Consider the following 21,989-nt stretch of genomic DNA (forward strand, 5'->3'; position numbering starts at 1 on the left):
AGTAGCAATTGTCATGGGCTATGTGAGAATTCTTCACGTTCCCTGATTAGCCCAGAACACGCCCTTGATCGGCGTTGGCCGCAAATACTTTCAGACCCGCCCCACCGGCCATTCGGCGGAGGATGTCATAGGGAGAGTGAGAAGCTCTCACCTTAGGCATGACATCTGCGACTTCCATTACGGCGCACATTACGGCAGCGTTCTGACCGCGGGAGTGTCGCAAGCGTTCTGTCGAAAATGCGACCGGGGGATACGAGATGCGGGTGCTGCACGTCATCAGCACGCTGGAGCCGGGTGGGGCCGGGCACCAGCTGCGCCTGCTGGTGCGCCGACTGCCGCACGACAGCGAGGTGGCGGTGCTGACGTCACCCGCCGCCGTGGACACCCTGCAGTCCGACGGCACGCGGGTGCACCACCTGCACACCCGGGGCGACCACGACGCGGCGGCGGTCGGCCGGCTGCGCCGCCTGATGCGGTCGGGCCGCTACGACGTGGTGCACACCCATCTCTACCGGGCCTGCGTGCAGGGCCGGATCGCGGCCCGGCTGGCCGGCGTCCCGCATGTGGTGGCCACCGAGCACCACCTGGGCAGCGAGGTCATCGACGGCCGGCGGATCTCGCCCGGGGTGCGCGCGCTCTATCTCGCCGGTGAGCGGCTCGGGCAGGTCACCATCGCGGCCTCCCCCGCCATCGCGACCCGGCTGCGCGCCTGGGGAGTGCCGGACGCGCGGATCACCACGATTCCCAAGGCGATCGACGCCCGGGAGTACCGGTTCGACCCCGAGCTGCGCGCCGCGGCCCGGGAGCGGCTGGGCATCGCACCCGGCACGCCAGTCGTCGGCGGGATCGGCCGGCTCGAGCCGGACAAGCGCTTCGACCTGCTGATCCGCGCGGTCGGCGAGGTGCCGGGGGCCACCCTGGTGCTGGTCGGCGACGGTTCGGCCCGGGCCACCCTGGAACGTCTCGCGGACATCGAGGGGGTGGCCGACCGGGTCCGGTTCACCGGCGCGGTCGGCCATGTCCGCGAGATGCTCTGCGCGATGGACGTGTTCGCCTCACCGGGTCAGGAGACGTTCGGGCTGGCCACGCTGGAGGCGATCGCGTCCGGGCTGCCGGCGCTCTACGCGGCGTGCCCGCCGCTGGAGGAACGGGTCGCCGCCCGCACCCCGGTGCGCGGCACGCACCGGATCTCCCGGGACCCGGAGTCGCTGCCCCGGGCGCTGCGCGCCGAGCTGCTCTGCCTCGCCGAGCGCGACGGGGAACGGTTGCCGGCCCGCTCGACCGGTTTCCGCTACGACGCCGACCACCTGGCCGCCTCGGTCGGGCGGCTCTACGAACGGATCGCGAATCGTCCCGGGCGCCGCCGGGTCATCGCACCGCTGCTGGCGTACCGCGGGCGGTTCGGGCGAAAGAACAGCTTTCCACTGCCCGGCGGAAATGTGCGAAACGCATGAGCCGGCGGAACGCCAGATAGCCGAGGTAGGCGCCGAGCGTGTTGGACATCAGGTCGTTCACGTCGGCCCACCGGTTTCCGTGCAGGGTGAGCACCAGAATCGCCTGGGTCAGCTCGATGGCGAGGCTCAGCAGAAAGCCGATCAGCACCACCCGCCGCTGATCGCGGACTCCGAACAGGATGTACAGCAACCCGGCCAGCGGCAGGGTCATGACGGTGTTGAGCACGAAGTCGAGCGGCCGCATGCCGAGCACCGGCTCCAGGATCAGCCGGTACGGCTCGAACTCGCCGGCGGCCGGCCCCCAGGCCAGGCGCATCGGCAGCATCGTCGCACCGAGGACGGCCGCCGCGTACCACCCGGCGAACCAGCCGACGGCCACCCGGCGGACGGTCAGCAGGCCGCGCCGGGCCAGGACGAGACCGGTCAGGACCATGAGGGCGACGCCGAGGGGCACCAGGATCGGCAGCGCCGGGATGGTGAGCTGATGGGTTGACATCGGTCCCTAAAGTACGCCCCCGCGCTGGACGCGCCCTGAGAAAGGGCGAGTCAGCGCAGCCAACCCTGCTTCCGGGCGATCCGGATCGCGTCCAGCCGGTTGCGGGCGCCGGTCTTGCTGATGATGGCGGACAGGTAGTTGCGCACCGTCCCGCCGGAGAGATAGAGCCGGCCGGCGATCTCCTTCACCGACTCCCCCTCGGCGGCCAGCCCGAGCACCTCCAGCTCCCGGGTGCTCAGGCCGCGGTCGGTGTTGAGCGAGGCGGCCTGCAGCATCGGCGAGACGACCCGCTCGCCGCGGGCGAGGCGGCGCACCGCGTCCGCCAGCATGGGCGGCGAGGAGTCCTTGACCAGGAAGTTCAGCCCGCCGTTCCAGCGGCGGGGCGGCAGCATGCCGCGCTTGGAGGGGTCGCAGAGCAGCAGCATCGAGCAGGACGGGATGGCGGTGTGCAGCTCGTCGGCGATCGGCAGGACCTGACTCACCATGTACTGCGTGTCGATCACGACGACGGTCGGCCAGAGCTGGGCGGCGCGCTGGGCCAGGTCGGCTCCGATCGGCAGGGTGTCGACGTAGTGCATGTCCGGTTCGGTCTCGAGGAACGCGCGCACGGGGACACCGAAGTAGCCCTCGTCTCTCACCACCACGACCCGGATCATCACACCACCCTCGTCGATGGACGTCGGCTCAAGCCGGAGCGCCGTCCTGTCAGGAACGCTGGATGCAGTTACCTTTCTATCGCCCCGTGTCCATTCGGAGGACGCCGGGTCGACAGATCTTCCATTGATCCGGAAGAACGCGAGTCCCCCCAGCTCATAACCGTTTCGTGCCAACGGAGATCGCCGTGGGCCTGGTACTTAACGTAACGGTCGGAGGCACACTTCGCACATAGCCATAGCCGATCGACTGACTGAGGTTTACCGGATCTACGAATCCGCGGGTGAAAACTCGCCCGACATCGATCAGATACGCCCCGGTAACTTCCCCCAAATACGGCTATATCCGCTGCAAACGGACAGCAAAGTGATCCTTATTCGCCATGGCGATCACCTGAAAGTGATATTGACGGACCCACCGCAACCAGACCGTTATCAGCGCCATTCATGATCGCATGTGAAAGTGTGCCCGACCGAAAAGGATTACCCGTCCAGGCTCTTGCGCGGAAGCCGCAGCGGCCGCCGGATCATCGTGGACAGTGACGGGCCACCGGCCAGGCACCAGAGCGCGATGACCGGGTCGCAGATCGCGCAACCGAACGACGAGTCGTGCGCGAACGGGACGATCGGCTCGCCGCGCAGGTGGTGCACGACGTCCCAGACGGTGTGCAGCAGCCAGCCGATGCCGATGAAGGTCCAGGACGTCAGCCCGCGGTAGGCGACCACCGTCAGCACGGCGGTGAACAGGAACTCGCCGATCCCCAGCCCACCCCCGCTCAGGTAAGCCGCACCCGCGCCGGCCAGCAGGATCGCGCTGAACGGGCGGCGGTGCCGATCGGGGATCAGCGAGGACAGGATCACGACTGCGGCGCCGATGAGCAACGGCATGACGATGTTCATGATCGGAAAGGTAGGCCCGCGACGGCGCGGGCGACAGTGGCCGGAATGCCAGGTGTCAACGGGATCCGGCCACTGCCGCCACGAGGACTACCGCAGGTCGCCACCGCCCTCCTTGGCGATGCGGACCAGCTCCATCAGGCCGCTCGCGTACTCCTGCGACTCGGCGTGCGCCTCGTCGAACGGCGGCTGGAAGCCGACGCCCTCCCACTGCTGGGTGGCCTCGTTCCACCGGTCGTTGCCGACCTCGAAGTTCCACGCGGTGATGCCGAGGTCGTAGTAGAGGTGGTCGGCCGAGTTGCCGGCCGCCGAGTAGAGCACGTCGGCGACCGGACCGGTGTACGCCGGCCAGGTGACCGTGCCGCGCTCGGTGCTGATCGCCCCGACGATCCGGCGGGCGCTGTCCAGGAAGAACTTCTGCTCGTCGATCGACGGGCGGGGCAGCGTGATCCGCCCGGGCACCTTGTAGGCGCCCGGCGACCACATGAAGTAACCGCCGTAGCTGTGCACGTTCATCGAGAACTTGATGTTGGAGTTCGCCTCGGCCAGCGCGATCACGTTGCGGCTCTCCGCCTCGGACAGTTCGGCGGTGCCCGCGTACGTGCCGGACAGACAGTTCTGGCTGGCCCCGACATAACCGTCGAAGTACGACCCGACGGCGTAGTTACGGTTCACGTCCACGCCCCACGAGTTGCGGTTGACCGGGTCCCGCGCCGCGCCGGTGCAGTGGTTGACCAGGTTCTTGCGCTGGAAGTTGAAGTCGTTGAACGAGTAGTTCGCCCCGTCCGGATTCACCATCGGGATGATGAACACCTCGACCCCGTCGACCAGCTCCCTCGTCGCCGGGTCGGTCGCGTAGTTCGCCAGCAGCCGCTCCGCGAACTCCAGCGTCACCAGCGGCGTCGCCCACTCCCGGGCGTGTTCCTGCGAATAGGCGAGCACGCCGGGCTTCGACCCGTCGCGCGTCTTGCCGATCCGCAGCGCCTGCACGGTCCACGGCTTCTTCGAGACCTCGGCGCCGGCCAGGCCGTCGTCCAGGCGCGCCGGTCCGGCGACCGGCATCACCAGGCCCGCCGAGCCCTGCTCGACGAAGGCCCGGAAACGCTGCGGGTAGCGGGCGGCGATGAACGCGGCCACCTGGTCGGTCGTGCTGATCACGCGGCCCGAGGCGTCAGTCGCCAGGCGCACGGTCAAAACCCGGTCACGGTACGTCGCCGACAGCGGGCGGTTGGCGGCGCCGGGGTCGACCGTACGGACCTGAACGCCGTTCATGCCCTGGTCGCCGAACTTGACCGACTCGACGACGACGGCCGCGGTGGCCGGGTCGCCGAGGTACGCGACGGCCGTCCGCCGGTAGCCCTGGGTCTTGTTCGGCAGGTTGATGACGTCGACCAGCTTCGGGTACTGCCGGGCCAGCCGCTTGATCCGCGCGCTGATGTCGGTCGGCGTCATGTAGGCGTCGATGAAGTCCTTCTGGTAGCCGCTCGGCAGCGCCGGCGGGGTGCTGCCGGGCCAGACCGACGGGGTGATCGCCCGGGACGCGCCACCCAGGCTGGAGACCGCCTTGACGGAGACCGGGCGGCCGGGCAGCGGCTGCGGCAGCGCGTAGTGGTACTGGTACTCGTCGGCGTCCTCGAAACGGACCAGCGGGTACGTGCCGGTGGCGCCGTCCGCGGTGGTCCAGGTGACCGTGATCTCCACGTCCGGGTCGTCGCTGGCCGTGGTGGCGACCTGGGTCTGCAGGAAGGTGCGGCCGTTGCTGGTCCACCAGTAGGCCTGCAGGAACTTGAGGGTGTCCGCGGCCTGGACGGCGATCCGGCTGCCGGCGGCCGACCGGGCGGCGTCCGACTCGCGCTGGATCAGCTGGATCGGTTTCGCCCCCTCCGCGGTCAGCGCGGCGAGTTCCCGGTCGTCGACCACGACATCGGCGAGGACGGCGCCGGGGACGACCCGGGGGCGTGCGGCGACGTCAGCGCCGCGGGCGAGCAGGCGGTCGAACGCCGCCTCGTCGGGAAGCTGGAATCGGATCAGGCCCCGTTCGCCCGCGGTGAGCGCGATCGGCGCTTCGGCCCGCGCGGTGGCGGGGCTCGCGAACGGGACGGTGAGCAGTGCGGCGGTCAGGACTGCGGTGGTGACGGTGGCCGACCAGCGGTGTCCGGACGACATCGAACCTCCTGCGGCGTCGAAGGATGTTGTCCTCACACCGCAATCCAGTGATTCGAATCTGTCAATGTCACTTTACGAGATCTTGCGCCCGGCGGTACTCTGCCCGCGATGACTACCTCCTCGTACGGATTGGGGGTCTCGTTCGCCGAAGGTGAGTGCTGATGCGCTCCTGGACCGCGAACGGGAAGACCCGCCTCCTCGCCTGGCAGCGCGTGCGCGAGTTCGCCGTGCCGCCCGCGATGATCGAAACCGCGACCGCCCGCCGGATGGTGGGCGACTGGGCGGGCGCGTGTGCGGCGGCACGCGTCGACGCCGATCTGCAACCGCGCGCCGTGGCGCGTACCCATGGCCGGGACATCGCCTCGCGGCTCCGGGCCGACCTGCGCCATCTGGCGCCTGACCTGCTGCGCTGGCACTTCCCCAGGGTGGCGCCGGACGGTCTGCTGCGGCCGGGGGTGACGGTCGCGCTGGCCCGGTACGACTCGCTCCACCTGGTGGCCCGCACGCCGCCGGCGTGGGCTGACGCCGGGCAGCGGATCAGCCTGGCGCTGTGGACACGGGCCGGGGACGAGGGCCGTGCGCATCCTCATCCGCGGCCGGACCGGCGCTTCCGGCTCGACCTGCACCGGCACCTGTGGGATGCGCGGCGAGTGGGTGAGCTGCGGCAACGGGCCTGCCCGGAGGGGTGGACGGCGGGGTCGGAGTACGCCACGCACCGGTGGGGTGCGGAGGCGCGCCTCCTGCTCGACGCCGACCGGCGTCCGGACGGACCGGTGCTGGTGCGGCTCGATGATGGACGGCGCTTGCTGCTGTCCCCATCCGGCGGCCCTCACTCCTCTTTCGCTGGCCCGTCTCTGCCCGGAGGTGCTGACTCCATCGGCGGCTCTGGTCCGCCCCTGCCCTGGCCTGTCGCCGGCGGCCGGTCGGTGGCTGGACTGCCGGTGCTTCCGGATGCGGCCGTGCGGGTGCCACCTGACCTGGAGCTCCTGCGAGCGGGCTTGATTCACCCCGAGCAGCTGCATCCGCTCGTGGCGGCCGCGCTCGCGCCGGACGCCCCGCCCCGGCCGGCGAACGATCAAGGGCCGGGCGGCGGACTCGAACGGGTCGTCGACTGCGGCGGCGCTCGGCACCGGATCGGACTGGCCGGCGGGAGACTCGCCCCGCTCGACCACGACCCGGCCGAACTCCGGCGGGAAGAGCTGCTGGCCGCCCTGGGCGGCACGCCGATGCCGTGCCTGCGGGCGGTCGCCGAAGCCGTCCACAGCCCGGAGAACCTCGACGACGTCCGGGCCCGCATCGACCACGGCGACTACGCCGGCGCGCTGAACGTGGTGGAAGCCCTCCTCGGGCCGGACGCGCTGCTGCGCAGCGCCGCACTGCACGACGAATGGGAGACGGCCGCGCGCCGGCGGCTCACCCACGGCATGTTCCGCGCGGGACTGACCGGGTACGGGCCGCCGCGCCACGAGACGGAGATCCGCCGCCGGCGTGAGCGCCGGACGCATCCGCGGCACGCCAAGCTCCGCTGACCCCGCTCGGCCCTTCTCTCTTCACCTTTCTTCTCCTCCCTTCTCCCCTCGCCTTTCTTCTCCTCCCTTCTCACAAACCCAGGGTGATCGCACTTGACCATGACTCTGTCCTCCCCCGGCAACCTCGACGTCGCCGACGAACTGCTCGCGCTGCTCGGCGCCACCGCAACCGAATCGCGTCCCGACATCCAGCTCGAAGCCCTGACCCTGGCGGTCAGCGCCGACCTGCCGGTGCTGCTCTGGGGTGAACCGGGCATCGGCAAGACCTCCGCGCTGACCCAGCTCGCCGACGCGCTCGACCTGCCGCTCACCACGGTGATCGCCAGCGTGCACGAGCCGTCGGACTTCGCCGGGCTCCCGGTGGTCGGCGACGACCCCGCGGTGCAGGGTGTCCCGATGGCGCCTCCGGACTGGGCGGTGCGCCTTGCCCGTACCGGGAAGGGTTTGCTGTTTCTCGATGAGCTGTCGACCGCGCCGCCTGCGGTGCAGGCGGCCTTGCTGCGGGTCGTGCTGGAACGCCGCGTCGGCGCCCTGCGGCTGCCGCCCGGCATCCGGATCGTGGCCGCCGCGAACCCGCGCGCCTCCGCCGCCGACGGCTGGGAACTCAGCGCGCCGCTGGCCAACCGGTTCGTTCATCTGCAGTGGGCGTACGAACATGACGTGGTGGTCCGCGGCCTCGGCGGCACCTGGCCGCGGGCGAGGCTGCCGCGGCTCGACGCCGGCCGCCTGCCGCAGGCCGTGGCCCTGGCCCGGCGCGCGGTTTGCGGCCTGCTGGCCGCCCGTCCCGCTCTCGTGCACAAGCTCCCGAACAGCGAGACCCGCCGCGGCGGCGCCTGGCCCTCCCCGCGCAGCTGGGAGATGACGTTGCGGCTGCTGGCGTTCGCGACCGCCGCGAACGCCTCCCGCGACGCGCTGTCCCTGCTGGTGCGCGGCACCGTCGGCGACGGTCCCGGCCTGGAGTTGCTGGCCACCCTGGACCGGCTGGACCTGCCCGACCCGGAGGACCTGCTGGCCGCCCCCGAATCGGCCGTCCTGCCGGACCGCGGCGACCTGCGCCAAGCCGTGCTCGACGCCGTGGTGGCCGCGGTCCGCAACCAGCCGGACCGCTCCCGCTGGGACGCGGCCTGGCAGATCCTGGCCCGGGCCCTGGATTCCGGCGCGCCTGATCTGGTGGTGGTCCCCGCAACCGCTCTGGCCGAACTGCGCCGCGACGGCTGGGAGGTCCCCGCCACGATCGAACGCCTCAGCTCGGCGGTCACCCTGTCCCAGCGGGCCGACCACGCCGCCGTGTCCCAGCGGACCGACCGCGCCGCCGTCACCCAGGGTGAGAGCCGATGACCGACCTCCTCCCCGCAGGCCGATCCCGCACCGCCGTTATCCAGGGTGAGAGCCGATGACCGACCTCCGCACCGGCGACCTCCCTTCCGCGTCCGACCGCCGGCCGGCCGCCCATGATCATTCCCGAGCGCCCGGGGACGGATCTGACGTAACTGGCCCGAAGCGACAATCCGGCCCGGCGCCGGGCGGCAGGGGCCGGATGGAACTGGACTGGGAGAAGTTGTTCGCGGCGCGGCTGTATGCGACGCGGGCCCGCCCCTACCTGGCGACCGCGTTGTTCGCGTTGCAGCCGGTGGAATCGTGGCTGACGCCGACGATGGCCGTCGACGCGCACTGGCGCTGCTACGTCTCCCCGCGGTTCGTGGCGCAGACACCGCTGGCGGACCTGGCCGGGGTGTGGGTGCACGAGGTGTCCCACCTGCTGCGCGACCATCACGGTCGCGGCGACCGCTACGCGGCCCGCGAGGGCCGCGACCGCATCGGCGAACGCCTGCGCATGAACATCGCCGCCGACTTCGAGATCAACGACGATGCGTACGGCGACGGGCTCCCCTGCCCCGCCGACGCCGCCCTGCCCGGACTGCTCAACCTGCCCGCCGACCTGCTCATGGAGGAATATCTGGATCGGTTCCGGCTCGGCCCCGGCACGCAGCAGTGGGCCTGGCTGGACTGCGGCAGCGGCGCCGACGGCCAGGAACGCCCCTGGGATCTCGGCCCGGACGGCGCCAACGGGCTCACCCGGGAGGAACGCGACGCGATCCGGTTCCGGGTCGCGCAGGGCATGACCGGATCCCCGGGAAGCGTCCCCGCCGGCTGGCGGCGCTGGGCCGAGGAGGCTTTCCACCCACCCCAGCCCTGGCGCGCGTTGCTGGGCGCGGCAGTCCGCTCGGCGTTGTCCGCCGGCGGCACCGGCGACGACTACACCTATGCCCGCCCGGCCCGCCGCTCGTCGAGCCTGCCCGGCGTGGTCCTGCCAAGCCTGCGACGGCGCCCACCACGGGTGTGCGTGATAGTCGACACCTCCGGTTCCGTCAGCGACGCCGAGTTGGGCAGCGCCCTGCTGGAGGTGACCGCGATCGGCCGGGCCGTAGGCGGCCGCCGCGAATCGGTCACCGTGATCTCCTGCGATGCCGCCGCCCACGTGACGGCCCCGCTGTGCGCAGCCGAGGGCATCTCCCTGATCGGCGGCGGCGGAACCGACATGTGCGCCGGCTTCACCGCCGCCCTGCGCGTCACCCCGCGCCCCGACGTGATCGTCGCCCTGACCGACGGTCAAACCCCGTGGCCGCGCACGCCACCCCCGTGCCGCACGGTGGTGGGCCTCTTCCCCCGCCCGATCGCCGACGAGGAGACCGGCTACGTGACCGAGGCGCCCCCGAGCTGGACTCGGGTGGTCACCATCGGCCGGCCGGCGTCATGAGCCCACACCCGCCCAGGGCCGGCACTCGCCGAAGTGGTGCCGCCACCACAGCGCCCCTCCCCCACCGCTGAGCCGAGTAGGTGCGTGACCGACGGCCTTGGCCGCCCAGCCTGCTGCCATGGACAGTGTCCACCGGCTCAGTGCGTGATCGACGGCTGACCAGCCCGCCTTTCCTGCCGAGGAACGCCGTGGCCGTCCGATCGGTGCTGGTTGATCGGCCCCGCCGCGCTCTTGGATAGGTCCGGACGTCTAGCAGGAAGGCCACGCCGGGCCGGCGAGGCCGTGAGACGGCGAGGCCGCGAGGCCGCGAGACGGCGAGGCCGCGAGGCCGCGAGGCCGCGAGGCGGCGAGGCCGCGAGGCCGCGAGACGGCGAGGCCGCGAGGCCGCGAGGCCGCGAGGCGGACTACCAGGCCTGGGTCAGTCGGTCATGGAGCGGTCGATCCATTCGTTGATCAAGGCGTTGAAGAGAGCGGGCTGCTCAATCTGCAGGTTGTGGCCGGCCACGTCCAGGACGGCGAAGCTCGCCCTTGGGTAGTGCGGCAGCAAGGCGAACTGGTCGGCGTAACCGACGATGCTGTCCTGGCGGCCGGCCAGGATCAGGGTTGGGCGGTTGAAGGGGGCGCCTGCCTCCGGCTCCGCGGTGAGCTGTTGGCGCTGGGCGATGCGGGCCATCGCCGTGCGGTCGGCGACCTCCAGGCCGGACCAGATCTCGTCGCGGAAGCGGCGCTGGGTTTCCGGGGTCTGCACCACGGCGATGGACTCGAACTCGGCGGTGAAACGGGCGTCGTCGACGGCGGGCAGGCCGGGGTCGCGGCGCAGGACCTGGTGGTCGGGCAGGGTGCGGTTCTCGTGCCGCAGCTCGGCGCCGACGGGGCAGATCAGGGCGAGGCCGCGGACCTGGCTGGGGCGGTCGCGGGTGAGCGCACGGGCGAGATAGCCGCCGTAGGACTCGCCGAGCAGCAGGAACGGGGTGTCGCCGAGGTGGTCGTCGATGAAGTCGTGCACGGTGGCGAGCATGTCGTCGGAGCCGGCGATGGACTCGGGGGCGGGCGAGCGGCCCATGCCTGGCAGGTCGGGATAGAGACGGCGGAAGCCGGGGCGTGCGGTGAAGACCGGCTCCAGGCAGCCGAGCATCAGGCGGTGGTCGGGGGTCCACCCGTGCAGGGCGAGCACCGGGGTGCCGGCGCCTTTCTCGACGAAATGCAGGATCGACGACGTGCGAGTTGGCATGCCGCGATCGTGCCACCCACCTATGACAAAAACGCGGCGGCGGCAGCCAGCCGGTCGGCTTCCGCGCCGGTGGCGGAGAGTTGGGCGCGGCGCAGGGCGAGGGCGCGGTCCAGGATGGAGAGTGGGTGGCCGCCGGCCTGCCGCAGGAACTCGGCCAGCAGCGCGGCGGCCGGCTCGGCCAGGGCATGGGTGGGGTCGACGGCGACCTCGGCCAGGATCAGTGCGGAGATGGCAAGGTCGAGATCGGGTGGGCCCTCGGTGCCGTTGCGCCAGTCGATGACCATCGGTCCCCGCTCGGTCAGCATGACGTTCTCGGGGTGCAGGTCCAGGTGCAGGATGCGGTCGCCGGGCTCACGGCCGGGGCGGGGCGGGATCTCGTGCAGGCGCCGGTGCAGGTCGGCGAGGAGGGTCGCTGACTCGGCGACGCTCATCGCGCCCGTCACGGCCGCGGTGGCGAGGGTGGGGCCGTCGAGCCGCTCCAGGACCAGGTCGGCGCCGCGTGACTCGTACACCTGGGGGACGGGGTAATCGAAGCGTGCGACCCAAGCCATGATCTCGGCCTCGGCGGCGGTGTCGCCGCCGTCGCGATAGCGGCGCAGGACGCGGCCCTCGCCGTGTGCGTAGACGTCGGCCTCCCGGCCTGATCCGAGGAGCTCCGGCATGGTCATGAGCACGACCGTAGCCGCACGCCGCCGTCCGTGCCGCGGCGCAAGGGTCGACGCACTCACCGGCGCCAGGCGGCGGCAGCCGGGCAGCAGTGCCGGTCCGGGGTCAACCGTGCGGCGCGGACGGCTGGGCCGAGGACAACAGCAATCGGGCGGACGCGGACGGCTGGGCCGAAAGCGCAGCAGCAATCAGGCGGACGCCGCCGGCTGGGCCGAAAGCGCAGCAGCAATCAGGCGGACGCCGCCGGCTGGGCCGAAAGCGCAGCAGCAATCAAGCGGACGCCGCCGGCTGCGTCGAGAGCGCAGCAGCAATCGGGCGGACACGGACGGCCGGGCCGAGAGTGCAGCAGCAATCGGGCGGACGCGGACGGCTGGGCCGAGAGTGCGGCAGCAACAGGGCGGACGCCGCCGGCCCGGTGGTGAGCTGATCAGCTCACCACCGGGCCGGGTGGGACGTGCGGTGGGTCAGTGCAGCGGGACCGCGGCGCGGCCGGCCTGGTCCTCGTCGAGGAGGTGGGAGACCTCCTTCTTGCGCGGCAGGAAGAACGCCGGGATCAGGGTGAGCAGGGTCAGCACGAAACCGACCATGAACGTCGAGGCGAACGCGTCCGCCGCGAACTGCAGACCCCGCTCCAGGATGCTCGGGTCGGGGACCTGCTGGGCGAGCGCCGGGTTGAACTGGGCGGCGGTCGCCAGGCCGGCCTCCGTGATCGGAGCGCCGGTCTCCGGGTTCGTCATGCCGGGGATGGCCGGCGAGTCGTTCAGCTCGCTGGTCAGGATGACCGACATGACGGCGGTGCCGACCGAGCCGGCGATCTGCTGCAGGATGTTCAGCAGGGTGGAGCCGCGGGCCACGTCGTGGTTCTTCAGCGTCCGCAGCGCCGAGGTCATGATCGGCATCATGGTGCCGCCCATGCCGAGGCCCATCACGAAGAGCGAGCCGCACAGGATCAGGTACGACGTGTCGGTGCCCACCTGGGTGAAGGTGAAGAACCCGGCCGCGATGAGCAGCAGCGCGAACGGCACGGTCCGCCCGACCGGCACCTTGTCGGCGAGGATGCCGGCGATCGGCATGGTGACCATGGCGCCGATGCCCTGCGGGGCCATCAGCAGACCGGCGTCGAGGGTCGACTCACCGCGGATCTGCAGGAAGTAGCTCGGGAAGAGCAGGCCGGCGCCCATGAACGCGACGGTGAACACGGCAAGCGTGATCGTCGCGACGGTCAGGTTCCGGTTGCGCAGCAGGCGCAGGTCGAGCAGCGGGTGTTTCGGCTTGAACGAGTAGAGCACGAAGCCGATCACCAGCAGGCCACCGACGAGCATCGGCAGCCACACCTTGGTGGCGCTCATCGTGCCCGTCTCCGGCAGCGTGGAGACGCCGTAGAGGAACAGGGCGAGGCCGGGCGAGAGCATCAGCATGCCGAGGAAGTCGAACGACTCGGACGGCTCCGGGGTGTCCTTCGGCAGCACGACGAACGCGTAGATCAGGGCGACCGCGCCGATCGGCAGGTTGATCAGGAAGATCCAGTGCCAGCTGGCGATGTCGATCAGCCAGCCGCCGAGGATCGGGCCACCGATCGGGCCGAGCAGCATCGGGATGCCGAGCACGGCCATCAGCCGGCCGATCCGCTCCGGGCCGGCGGCCCGGGTCATGATCGTCATGCCGAGCGGCATCAGCATGCCGCCGCCGAGGCCCTGCAACACCCGGTACGCCACCAGCTGCCCGATGTCGTCAGCCGTGGCGCAGAGCACCGAGCCGAGGGTGAACAGGACGAGGGCCGCCATGTAGAGACGTTTCGTCCCGAACCGGTCCGCGGCCCAACCGGTCAGCGGAATCACCGTGGCCAGCGCCAGGGTGTAACCGGTCATCGTCCACGCGACCTCGGCATAGGTCGCGTTGAACTCGCTCTGGAACGTGGGAATCGCGACACTGACGACGGTGACGTCGAGGATCGACATGATCGCACCGAGGACGACAACCCCGGCGATCTTGAGTACGGCGGCGTCGAGCTTGGCCGGCGGCGCCGCTGGTTGACTACTCACAGCGAAACTCCTGAGAAGCTGGGCGGGAAACGCCAAGCGGCCGCGCACGGACTGCACGCGGCACGATGCGATGTAACGCACCCAGGCGACCGCCCAGGATGCACGCCGTGAGCGTAACCATGCGTCTCCATCTCCACCTCCCCTTTTACGACGGAGGCGCGGACGCCTACGACGGAGGCCGCGGACGCGAGACCAGGGCGGAGGCGAGAACTCCCAGGCCATTGGCCGCCCAGTGCACCGCGTAGGGGGCGAGCACGCCCCCGCCGATGTGGCGCAGGCCACCCAGGGCGACGCCCGCCAGCGTCGTGAAGGCCACCGCGCCGGGCGTGCCCCAGTGCCAGAGACCGAAGACCACCGCGGTGACAGCGGTCGCCCAGAGTGGCCCGTGGTCCCGGGCGATCAGGGTCCACAGCACACCGCGAAAGGCCACCTCCTCGAAGGTCACGGTGGCCAGCGGCACGGCGACCAGCGCGGTGAAGACCGGTCGTGGGTACTCCGCGGCGGCCAGAGCCCGGCGGGCCGGCGGGATCAGCAACGCCAGCCCGTAGCCGGCCGCGATGACGGTGACGCCGCTGAGGGCGTACCCCAGACCGGAGAGAACGACCCCGGCCTCGGCGGGAGTGAGGCCGGAGAGCGCGACCAGCAGGGCCGCCGCCGGCGGCCCGGTGACGGGCTGCGCCCAGCGCGGCCCGCGGTGGTTCCAGACGCGGACCGCGGCCATCACCAGCAGTACGAGCGCGACCGTCACCCCACCAGCGTGCGGTAAATCGATCGACACCGCCGCCCGGGCATTCGTATCGTCTGCGGCGACATCAGCGAGCAGAGGGGAGACCGCCGTGCGTTACCGCACCGCCGTCGTCATCCCCGCGTCGCGTTTCGAGCTGATCCTCGTGTCTGGTGTGCCCGGCTCCGGCCGCGCCACCGGGGCTGGACGTTCCTGACCGCCGAGCATCACCGCGGTCGGGTGGGCGCCGTCCACCGATCACTCTCGACACGAAGAGAACAGCAATGCATATCCGCAACATCGGCATCCTCGCGCACGTCGACGCCGGCAAGACCACCCTGACCGAGCGGATCCTGTTCGCCACCGGCGCCACCTACAAGACCGGGCGGGTGGACGACGGCAACACCGTCACCGACTTCGATCCGCAGGAGCGCGACCGGGGCATCACGATCTTCGCCGCGGCGGTCAGCTGCGAGTGGAACGACCACCGGCTGAACCTGATCGACACGCCGGGGCACGTCGACTTCTCCGACGAGGTGGAGCGCTCGCTGCGTGTCCTCGACGGCGCGGTCGCGGTCTTCGACGGGGTCGCCGGGGTGGAGCCGCAGTCGGAGGCGGTGTGGCGTAAGGCGGACCGCTACCGGGTGCCGCGGATCGCCTTCGTCAACAAGCTGGACCGCCCGGGCGCCGACCTGGACGCGGCGGTGGCCTCGATCCGGGAGAAGCTGGAGGTCGTCCCGCTGGTCGTGCAGATGCCGATCGGCAGCGACGCCGTCATCGACCTGGTCAACGATCCTCCGCCGGAGGCCGCGCGGGCCCGGCGCCGCCTGGAGGAGGCGGTCGCCGAACTGCATCCGGCCGCACTGGAGGAATTGGGCGACATTTCGGACAGCACCCTGCGAGCGGCGCTACGCGATCTCACGCTCAACGGAGAGGCCGTCGTCGTTCTGTGCGGCTCCGCCTACCGCAACGTCGGCGTGGAACAACTGCTCGACGCGGTCGTCGACTACCTGCCCGGCCCCGCCGGGAACCCGGACGACCACCTCGCCGCGCTGGTGTTCAAACGGCGGGAACGCCTCACCTACCTGCGCGTCTACGACGGCACGATCACGAAGGGAGACACCGTGTGGGACGCGGGCGCCGGCCGTACCGAACGCATCGCCCGCATCCTGCGGGTGCAGGCCGACCGGCACACCGACATCGACCGGGCGGTCGCCGGCGACATCGTCGCCGTCGCCGGCGTGAAGGGCGCGCGGGCCGGCACCACGCTCTCCACCCGGCAGCATCCCGTGCTGCTGGAGGCGCCGCAGGCGGCCGAGCCGCTGGTCTCGGTCGCGGTCGAGGCGCGCACGCGCGCCGACGCGCAGCGCCTGCCGGGCGCGCTCGCCGCGCTGGTCGAGGAAGATCCGTCCTTGACCGTACGCACCGACGCCGAAACCGGGCAGACACTGCTGTCCGGCCTCGGTGAGCTGCACCTGGAGGTGGCCGTGGAGAAACTGCGCCAGGCGACCGGCCTGCACGTGACGACCGGTGCGCCACGGGTGGCGTTGCGCGAGACGGTCGTGTCCGGGGTGACCGGATTCGTCCACCGGCACGCCAAACAGGACGGCGGCGCGGGCCAGTTCGCGCACGTCGTGCTGGACGTCGAGCCGCTCGACGGCACCGGCTTCGCGTTCGCCTCGACGGTGACCGGTGGGCGGGTGCCGGCCGAGTTCGTCCGGGCGGTCGAGGCCGGCTGCCGGGAGGCACTCGCGGACGGTCCGCTCGGCGGTCACCCGGTGGTCGGCCTGCGGGTCACCCTCACCGACGGTCAGACGCACGTGAAGGACTCGTCGGAGATGGCGTTCCGGGCGGCCGGGCGGTTCGGCCTGCGGGCCGCGTTGCACGCGGCCACGCTGGAGCTGCTCGAACCGGTCGCGGAGGTCACCGTGAGCGCGCCCTCGGACGCGCTCGGCGCGGTGCTCGGCGACCTCGCCGCGCGGCGCGGTCAGGTGACGGACTCCGGCGTACGGGCGGTCACGGCGATCGTGCCGCTGGCCGAGTTGTTCGGCTACGCGACGAGGCTGCGCAGCCGGACCCACGGGCGGGGCACGTTCACCAGCCGCCCGGCCGGCTACCGTCCGGCGGCGTAACAGCGACGGGCCCGGCACCACGACGGTGCCGGGCCCGGTCGCTCACCCGCCGAACTCGTTCAGGAAGTCGAGCAGGTCACGCCCGAGCTGCTCCTTGTGCGTGTCGGTGATGCCGTGCGGTGCGCCCGGGTAGACGATCAGCCGCGCCCCCTTGATCCGCTCGGCGGACGCCTTGCCGCCCACCTCGAACGGCACCACCTGGTCGTCGTCGCCGTGGATCACCAGCGTCGGCACGTCGAACCGGGCCAGGTCGTCGCGGAAGTCGGTGGCGGAGAAGGCGGCGATGCACTCGTACGCGTTGCGGTGCCCGGACGCCATGCTCTGCAGCCAGAACGCGTCCCGGATGCCCTGCGACACCTGCGCGCCGGGCCGGTTGTTGCCGAAGAACGGCCCGTCCGCGAGGGTCTGGTAGAGCTGCGACCGGTCCGCCAGCGACCCGGCCCGGATCCCGTCGAACACCTCGACCGGCACCCCGTCCGGGTTGTCGCCGGTGCGCACCATGAACGGCGGCACCGCCGACACCAGCACTGCCTGCGCCACCCGGGCCGTGCCGTGCCGCCCGATGTAGCGGGCCACCTCGCCGCCACCGGTGGAGAACCCGACGAACGTGGCGTCCCGCAGGTCCAGCGCACCGGCCAGCGCCGCCAGGTCGTCGGCGTAGGTGTCCATCTCGTTGCCGTGCCAGGTCTGCGTCGACCGCCCGTGGCCGCGCCGGTCGTGCGCGATCACCCGATAGCCGTTGTCGGCCAGGAACAGCGCCTGTGCCTCCCAGCTGTCCGAGTTCAGCGGCCAGCCGTGGCTGAGCACCACCGGACGCCCAGCGCCCCAGTCCTTGTAGAAGATCTCCGCGCCGTCGGCGGTCGCGATGAAGCCCATGAGGTTCCTCTCCCCTTGGCGGCGCCCGGTGCGGCGCCGCCGTGACCTCATGCAACCGGGGTTCGCGGCGGCAGACCATGCGGAACGTCCGGCAGAACCGCCTCGATCAGCGTGCGGGTGGAGTGCGCGACGAAGGGGCCGTCCGCGCGAATCCGCCGGTCGAGGCGTTCCAGGTGGTCGCGGTAACGGCCGACGCTGAAATCGGGCACCCACCAGACGCATTTGCGCAGGATGTAGACGATCGCGCCGACGTCGCGGAACTCCATCCGGCAGCGCGCGGTGCGCAGGTCGACGATCTCCAGGCCCGCGGCTTGCGCCGCTGCGACCTCGCCATCCGGGTGCCGGTCGAGGTTCTCCCGCGAGAGCGGTCCGAGGAAGACTTCAATCAGTTCGTACGCGGACGCGGGGCCGACGTGCTGTGCGAAGTAGGTGCCGCCTCCCTGGAGCACGCGGGCGATCTCGGTCCAGGGCGGGGCCACCGGGTGCCGGCTGGTCACCAGGTCGAAGGTGCCGTCGGCGAAGGGCAGGCGGGCGCCCTGCTCGACCTCGACGACCTCGACGTTGCGGGGGCCGAGCAGGCGGCGGGCGCGTTCCGCGTTCGGTGGCCAGCCCTCGGTGACGACCATGCGGGGTGGCAGCGCCGGGGCCTCGGCGATGATCTCGCCGCCGCCGGTGTCGAGGTCGAGCGCGTACTCGGCCCTGCTGAGGCGGTCGGCGAGCAGCTTGGCATAGCCCCAGGGTGGGCGCTCCTCGGTGGCCCGGCCGTCGAGCCAGCTGAAGTCCCAGCCGCTGACGTCGGCGTTGGCTGCCTCGTCGATCAAGTCCTGGAAGGTGCGCACAGAATCATGCTGCCGCCCTCGTCAAACGGGATTTTCCCGCCGTCTCGGTGATGCCGGGCTGTCGATTTCCGGTCAATGTGGAAGGTGCGCGGCAGGTGTAGGTTCGGCGCGGCTCAGCGGCGTGCCAGCGGAGGGACGGGTCGGTGGGGCGGTTCTTCGGTATCGGGGTCGACAAGTACCAGCACCATCGCGACCTTCGCCATGCGGTGTCCGACATCGCCGCGTTCGCCGAGCTGCTGGGTGAGGGCTTCACGTGCTCGTCGCTGGAGAACCCGACCGAGGGTGTCGCGCGCGACCGTCTGCAGGAGCTCGAAGGCACGGCGCAGGGTGAAGAGCTGGTGGTGCTCTGGGCCGGGCACGGGATCGGCTCGCCGTCAGGGCTGCGGGTGCTGGCCGGCAACAGCCGCACCGGGCCGACCGCGGGTATCAACGCGACCGACGTCGCCAGCTACTGCGCGGAGTCCGGCGCGAGCCAGCTCCTGCTGATCCTGGACACCTGCCACTCCGGGGACGCGCTGGACGCCGGTGCGGTGGCCGTGAAGGTCCTCGAAGATCTGCCGCAGGAGAACCGGCATATGTGGGTCGGTGTGCTGGCCTCCTGTATGGGCATCGAGACCGCCCAGGACGGGCTGCTCGGGCAGCGCCTGCGACCCCTGCTCGACAAGGGGCCTACCGATCCGATGCTGCGGTTGCGCTGGTCCGTGCACAACAGCCGGATCCGCGGTGACGACCTGTGCGACGCGTTGATCAAGGAGTGGGCCAGCGACCGTCAGACACCTCAGTTTCAGAGCCGGGGCAGCGCCTGGTGGATGTTCCGCAATCCGCGCTACGACCCGGGCGCCCCGGAGCAGGTGGTGGAACATCTTCTGCGGGCGGCACGTGGTGGGCCGCTGGAGGACGAGCGCTCCTGGTTCACCGGCCGCACTCTCGAGGTCAACCAGGTGGTGTCGTGGATTCGCGCGGGTCAGCCCGGGATGTATGTGATCACCGGGTCGGCAGGCACCGGCAAGTCCGCGATCACCGGCCGGGTGGTCAGCCTGGCCAACCGCGAAGAACGCCAGCGGCTCTTCGCTAGCGGAGACCGGTGGGAGCACGAGAATCCCGATGAGGGCTCGGTCCATGCGAATGTCCATGCCCGAGGACTGGCCACCGACCAGGTCGCCGCCCAGATCTCCGGTCAGCTGATCGGTCAGGGTGTCCTGGAGGCGCAGGAAAATCCACGAAATGCAGCAGAGCTGGTCGGGCATCTTCAGCGAGTAGTTAGAGACGGTGCGCCGCCGCCCGTGATCGTGGTCGACGGCCTTGACGAGGCACGCGGCGAGGCATTCAAGATCGCCGAGCATCTGGTGCAGCTGGCCGAGCACTCCGTCCTAGTGGTTTCCACGCGCGACATCCCGGGGCCGGAAGGGGACACGCGGCTTGTATCCAAGCTCAGCCCGACCGGACCCGCCATCGACCTCGACACCCCAGAAGCGCAGGAACGCACTCGCGGCGACCTGCGAGATTACGTGGCGAGGCGGTTGGACCAGCCCGCCGCCCGCCAGGTGATGGAACCGACGGCGGTCGCAGACCGGGTTGCGGCGGGCAGCGCCGTCGAAGAGTCGCCGTTCCTTCTCGGCAGGCTGATCATCGATCAGTTGTTGGCCGCTCCGATCGACACCGCCAAGGCCGGATGGCAGGAGGAGATCGCCTTCTCGGTGGCGCAGGCGTTCGACAGGGACATCGCGGGCATCGAGGCGCCGGAACAACGGCGGAATTCGCAGCTGGCCCGGACGCTGCTCGTGGCTCTGACTCGCGGCTATGGCGCCGGCCTACCGGAAGACGAGTGGCTGGCGATCGCCAACGTGGATGCCGCTGCCAGTCGAGAAGACGTGAGCTGGGTGCTGAATCACCTCGGCCGCTACATCGTGCAGGACGGTGAGGACGGGACCGCAGTATACCGACTCGCCCACCAAAGCTTGGCCGATCATCTCCGACCCTCGTTCTGCCCCAGCCCTAAAGCGGTGTTCGACCCGAAGGCCCCTGCGATCATGGTTGCCCTCGCCGCTCTGCACCTCGCCAGTGTCACGAGCGAGCGCCGCTTGGATACATCCGCATACCGCCGGCGGCACCTCTGGCGCCACAGCATCGACGCTGGGTTGGATGGCCTAGACATCCTGCGAGATCTTGCAGCAATCGATGGAACTGTGACCGCCGACGTCGCTTCGTCGGGCGTCGTCATCTCAGGACGGCTCAACGAATGGGGCCTTCGCCAGCTAGCCGTTGCACCTATCGAGGAAGCCGTCGGTATCTATCGCAAGCTCAGCACCGACAACCCCGCAATCCTCCCCACCCTCGCGGGCGCCCTCAACAACCTCGGCGTCAACTACAACGGCATCGGACGCCTCACCGACGCCATCACACCCACCGAAGAAGCAGTCGGTATCTATCGCAAGCTCAGCACCGATAACCCCGCATACCTCCCCAACCTCGCCAGCGCCCTCAACAACCTCGGCGTCAACTACAACGGCATCGGACGCCTCACCGAGGCCATCGCACCTACCGAAGAAGCCGTAGCTCTACGACGCAAGCTCAGCATCGACAACCCCGCATACTTCCCCGACCTCGCTGGGGCCCTCAACAACCTCGGCATCCGCTACAGCGACGTCGGACGCCGCACCGACGCCATCACACCCACCGAAGAAGCAGTCGGCATTTGCCGCAAGCTCAGCGCTGACAACCCCGCGTTCTTCCCTGACCTCGCCATGGCCCTCACCAACCTCGGTAGCCGCTACAGCGAAGTGGGACGCCGCGCCGACGCCATCACGCCCACCGAAGAAGCCGTAGCTCTACGACGCAAGCTCAGCACCGACAACCCCGCCTTTCTCCCCGACCTCGCGGGCGCCCTCAACAACCTCGGCGTCAGCTACAGCGAAGTCGGACGCCTCACCGAGGCCATCACACCCACCGAAGAAGCAGTCGGCATTTACCGCCAACTCGGCACAGACAATGCCGCCTTCCTCCCCGACCTCGCGGGCACCCTCAGCAACCTAAGCATCCGCTACAGCGAAGTCGGACGCCTCACCGACGCCATCACACCCACCGAAGAAGCCCTTGCGATTTACCGCAAGCTCACCGCTGACAACCCCGCCTTCCTCCCCAACCTCGCCATGGTCCTCAACAACCTCGGCAGCCACTACAGCGGAATCGGACGCCTTACCGACGCCATCGCACCTACCGAAGAAGCCGTAGCTCTACGACGCAAGCTCAGCACCGACAACCCCGCCTTTCTCCCCAACCTCGCAGGTGCCCTCAACAACCTCGGCATCCGCTACAGCGAAGTCGGACGCCTCACCGACGCCATCACACCCACCGAAGAAGCTGTCGGCATTTGCCGCAAGCTCAGCACTGACAACCCCGCCTTCTTCCCCAACCTCGCCAGCGCCCTCACCTGGGCTTGACCCGATTCGACGGACAGGGTCGATGAGTTGATCTTCACGCTACCTTGAGGGCGGGTAGCGGGGCGAGGCTGGTGCCCGTCTCGTAG

16 protein-coding genes are annotated in these 21,989 nt (G+C 70.6%); 6 read left to right on the forward strand and 10 right to left on the reverse strand.

What is annotated here, in order from left to right:
- Positions 1–257 precede the first annotated feature (257 nt).
- Positions 258–1,454: a glycosyltransferase gene (locus tag AB0F81_RS05935; protein ID WP_360191619.1), complete on the forward strand. Its 1,197-nt coding sequence runs from the start codon at positions 258–260 to the stop codon at positions 1,452–1,454.
- Here AB0F81_RS05935 and AB0F81_RS05940 read toward each other — a convergent pair.
- From AB0F81_RS05940 to AB0F81_RS05955, 4 genes are all read right to left on the reverse strand, one after another.
- Positions 1,369–1,950 carry a VanZ family protein gene (locus AB0F81_RS05940; protein ID WP_360191622.1) on the reverse strand — a complete coding sequence of 194 codons (582 nt, stop codon included), beginning with the start codon at positions 1,948–1,950 and terminating at the stop codon, positions 1,369–1,371. The two genes, AB0F81_RS05935 and AB0F81_RS05940, sit on opposite strands and share 86 nt — an antisense overlap.
- A gap of 50 nt (positions 1,951–2,000) precedes the next feature.
- Positions 2,001–2,606 (reverse strand): response regulator transcription factor, encoded by a 606-nt coding sequence (locus AB0F81_RS05945; protein WP_360191625.1) that lies wholly within the window; start codon positions 2,604–2,606, stop codon positions 2,001–2,003.
- 480 nt (positions 2,607–3,086) lie between these two features.
- On the reverse strand, positions 3,087–3,503 hold the full coding sequence (locus tag AB0F81_RS05950; RefSeq protein ID WP_360191628.1) for a DUF6010 family protein: 417 nt from the start codon (positions 3,501–3,503) through the stop codon (positions 3,087–3,089).
- 87 nt (positions 3,504–3,590) lie between these two features.
- Positions 3,591–5,666, reverse strand: coding sequence for a M14 family zinc carboxypeptidase (locus AB0F81_RS05955; protein ID WP_360191631.1), 2,076 nt, complete (start codon positions 5,664–5,666; stop codon positions 3,591–3,593).
- Positions 5,667–5,827: 161 nt separating this feature from the next.
- On the opposite strand from AB0F81_RS05955, the gene AB0F81_RS05960 reads away from it, so the two are divergent.
- The 3 genes from AB0F81_RS05960 to AB0F81_RS05970 all read left to right on the forward strand — a co-directional run bounded on the left by AB0F81_RS05960 (position 5,828) and on the right by AB0F81_RS05970 (position 9,953).
- Positions 5,828–7,195 (forward strand): hypothetical protein, encoded by a 1,368-nt coding sequence (locus tag AB0F81_RS05960; RefSeq protein ID WP_360191634.1) that lies wholly within the window; start codon positions 5,828–5,830, stop codon positions 7,193–7,195.
- A gap of 99 nt (positions 7,196–7,294) precedes the next feature.
- The gene (locus tag AB0F81_RS05965) at positions 7,295–8,533 is read left to right on the forward strand and encodes an AAA family ATPase (RefSeq protein ID WP_360191667.1); all 1,239 of its coding nucleotides are present in this window, start codon (positions 7,295–7,297) and stop codon (positions 8,531–8,533) included.
- Between the two features lie 199 nt (positions 8,534–8,732).
- Complete coding sequence (locus AB0F81_RS05970) at positions 8,733–9,953, forward strand: VWA-like domain-containing protein (RefSeq protein ID WP_360191637.1); 1,221 nt, start codon at positions 8,733–8,735, stop codon at positions 9,951–9,953.
- A 418-nt stretch (positions 9,954–10,371) separates the two neighbouring features.
- Here AB0F81_RS05970 and AB0F81_RS05975 read toward each other — a convergent pair whose 3' ends face one another.
- From AB0F81_RS05975 to AB0F81_RS05990, 4 genes are all read right to left on the reverse strand, one after another.
- Positions 10,372–11,184, reverse strand: a complete 813-nt coding sequence (locus tag AB0F81_RS05975) for an alpha/beta hydrolase (protein ID WP_360191640.1) — start codon at positions 11,182–11,184, stop codon at positions 10,372–10,374.
- Between the two features lie 20 nt (positions 11,185–11,204).
- Positions 11,205–11,852, reverse strand: a complete 648-nt coding sequence (locus tag AB0F81_RS05980; RefSeq protein WP_360191643.1) for a phosphotransferase — start codon at positions 11,850–11,852, stop codon at positions 11,205–11,207.
- Between the two features lie 462 nt (positions 11,853–12,314).
- Positions 12,315–13,892, reverse strand: coding sequence for a DHA2 family efflux MFS transporter permease subunit (locus AB0F81_RS05985; protein ID WP_360191646.1), 1,578 nt, complete (start codon positions 13,890–13,892; stop codon positions 12,315–12,317).
- 166 nt (positions 13,893–14,058) lie between these two features.
- On the reverse strand, positions 14,059–14,640 hold the full coding sequence (locus tag AB0F81_RS05990; protein ID WP_360191649.1) for a CPBP family intramembrane glutamic endopeptidase: 582 nt from the start codon (positions 14,638–14,640) through the stop codon (positions 14,059–14,061).
- A 260-nt stretch (positions 14,641–14,900) separates the two neighbouring features.
- On the opposite strand from AB0F81_RS05990, the gene AB0F81_RS05995 reads away from it, so the two are divergent.
- Positions 14,901–16,748: an elongation factor G gene (locus tag AB0F81_RS05995; RefSeq protein WP_360191652.1), complete on the forward strand. Its 1,848-nt coding sequence runs from the start codon at positions 14,901–14,903 to the stop codon at positions 16,746–16,748.
- A gap of 42 nt (positions 16,749–16,790) precedes the next feature.
- Here AB0F81_RS05995 and AB0F81_RS06000 read toward each other — a convergent pair whose 3' ends face one another.
- Entirely contained in the window at positions 16,791–17,624 is an 834-nt protein-coding gene (locus AB0F81_RS06000; RefSeq protein WP_360191655.1) for an alpha/beta hydrolase, read from the reverse strand.
- A 47-nt stretch (positions 17,625–17,671) separates the two neighbouring features.
- On the reverse strand, positions 17,672–18,463 hold the full coding sequence (locus AB0F81_RS06005) for a methyltransferase domain-containing protein (RefSeq protein ID WP_360191658.1): 792 nt from the start codon (positions 18,461–18,463) through the stop codon (positions 17,672–17,674).
- A 143-nt stretch (positions 18,464–18,606) separates the two neighbouring features.
- Here AB0F81_RS06005 and AB0F81_RS06010 point away from each other — a divergent pair, with 143 nt between their 5' ends.
- Positions 18,607–21,903: a tetratricopeptide repeat protein gene (locus tag AB0F81_RS06010; protein WP_360191661.1), complete on the forward strand. Its 3,297-nt coding sequence runs from the start codon at positions 18,607–18,609 to the stop codon at positions 21,901–21,903.
- The last annotated feature ends 86 nt before the right edge of the window (positions 21,904–21,989 follow it).

Source organism: Actinoplanes sp. NPDC024001 (assembly GCF_040638955.1).
In the GTDB taxonomy this organism is placed as follows: Bacteria; Actinomycetota; Actinomycetes; order Mycobacteriales; family Micromonosporaceae; genus Actinoplanes.

Coding starts and splice junctions, on each gene's coding strand:
- AB0F81_RS05960 (WP_360191634.1), top strand. CDS start 5,828: ATGCGCTCCTGGACCGCGAACGGGAAGACCCGCCTCCTCGCCTGGCAG.
- AB0F81_RS05995 (WP_360191652.1), top strand. CDS start 14,901: ATGCATATCCGCAACATCGGCATCCTCGCGCACGTCGACGCCGGCAAG.
- AB0F81_RS05955 (WP_360191631.1), bottom strand. CDS start 5,666: ATGTCGTCCGGACACCGCTGGTCGGCCACCGTCACCACCGCAGTCCTG.
- AB0F81_RS05950 (WP_360191628.1), bottom strand. CDS start 3,503: ATGAACATCGTCATGCCGTTGCTCATCGGCGCCGCAGTCGTGATCCTG.
- AB0F81_RS05980 (WP_360191643.1), bottom strand. CDS start 11,852: ATGACCATGCCGGAGCTCCTCGGATCAGGCCGGGAGGCCGACGTCTAC.
- AB0F81_RS05945 (WP_360191625.1), bottom strand. CDS start 2,606: ATGATCCGGGTCGTGGTGGTGAGAGACGAGGGCTACTTCGGTGTCCCC.
- AB0F81_RS05975 (WP_360191640.1), bottom strand. CDS start 11,184: ATGCCAACTCGCACGTCGTCGATCCTGCATTTCGTCGAGAAAGGCGCC.
- AB0F81_RS05965 (WP_360191667.1), top strand. CDS start 7,295: ATGACTCTGTCCTCCCCCGGCAACCTCGACGTCGCCGACGAACTGCTC.
- AB0F81_RS06000 (WP_360191655.1), bottom strand. CDS start 17,624: ATGGGCTTCATCGCGACCGCCGACGGCGCGGAGATCTTCTACAAGGAC.
- AB0F81_RS05935 (WP_360191619.1), top strand. CDS start 258: ATGCGGGTGCTGCACGTCATCAGCACGCTGGAGCCGGGTGGGGCCGGG.
- AB0F81_RS05940 (WP_360191622.1), bottom strand. CDS start 1,950: ATGTCAACCCATCAGCTCACCATCCCGGCGCTGCCGATCCTGGTGCCC.
- AB0F81_RS05970 (WP_360191637.1), top strand. CDS start 8,733: ATGGAACTGGACTGGGAGAAGTTGTTCGCGGCGCGGCTGTATGCGACG.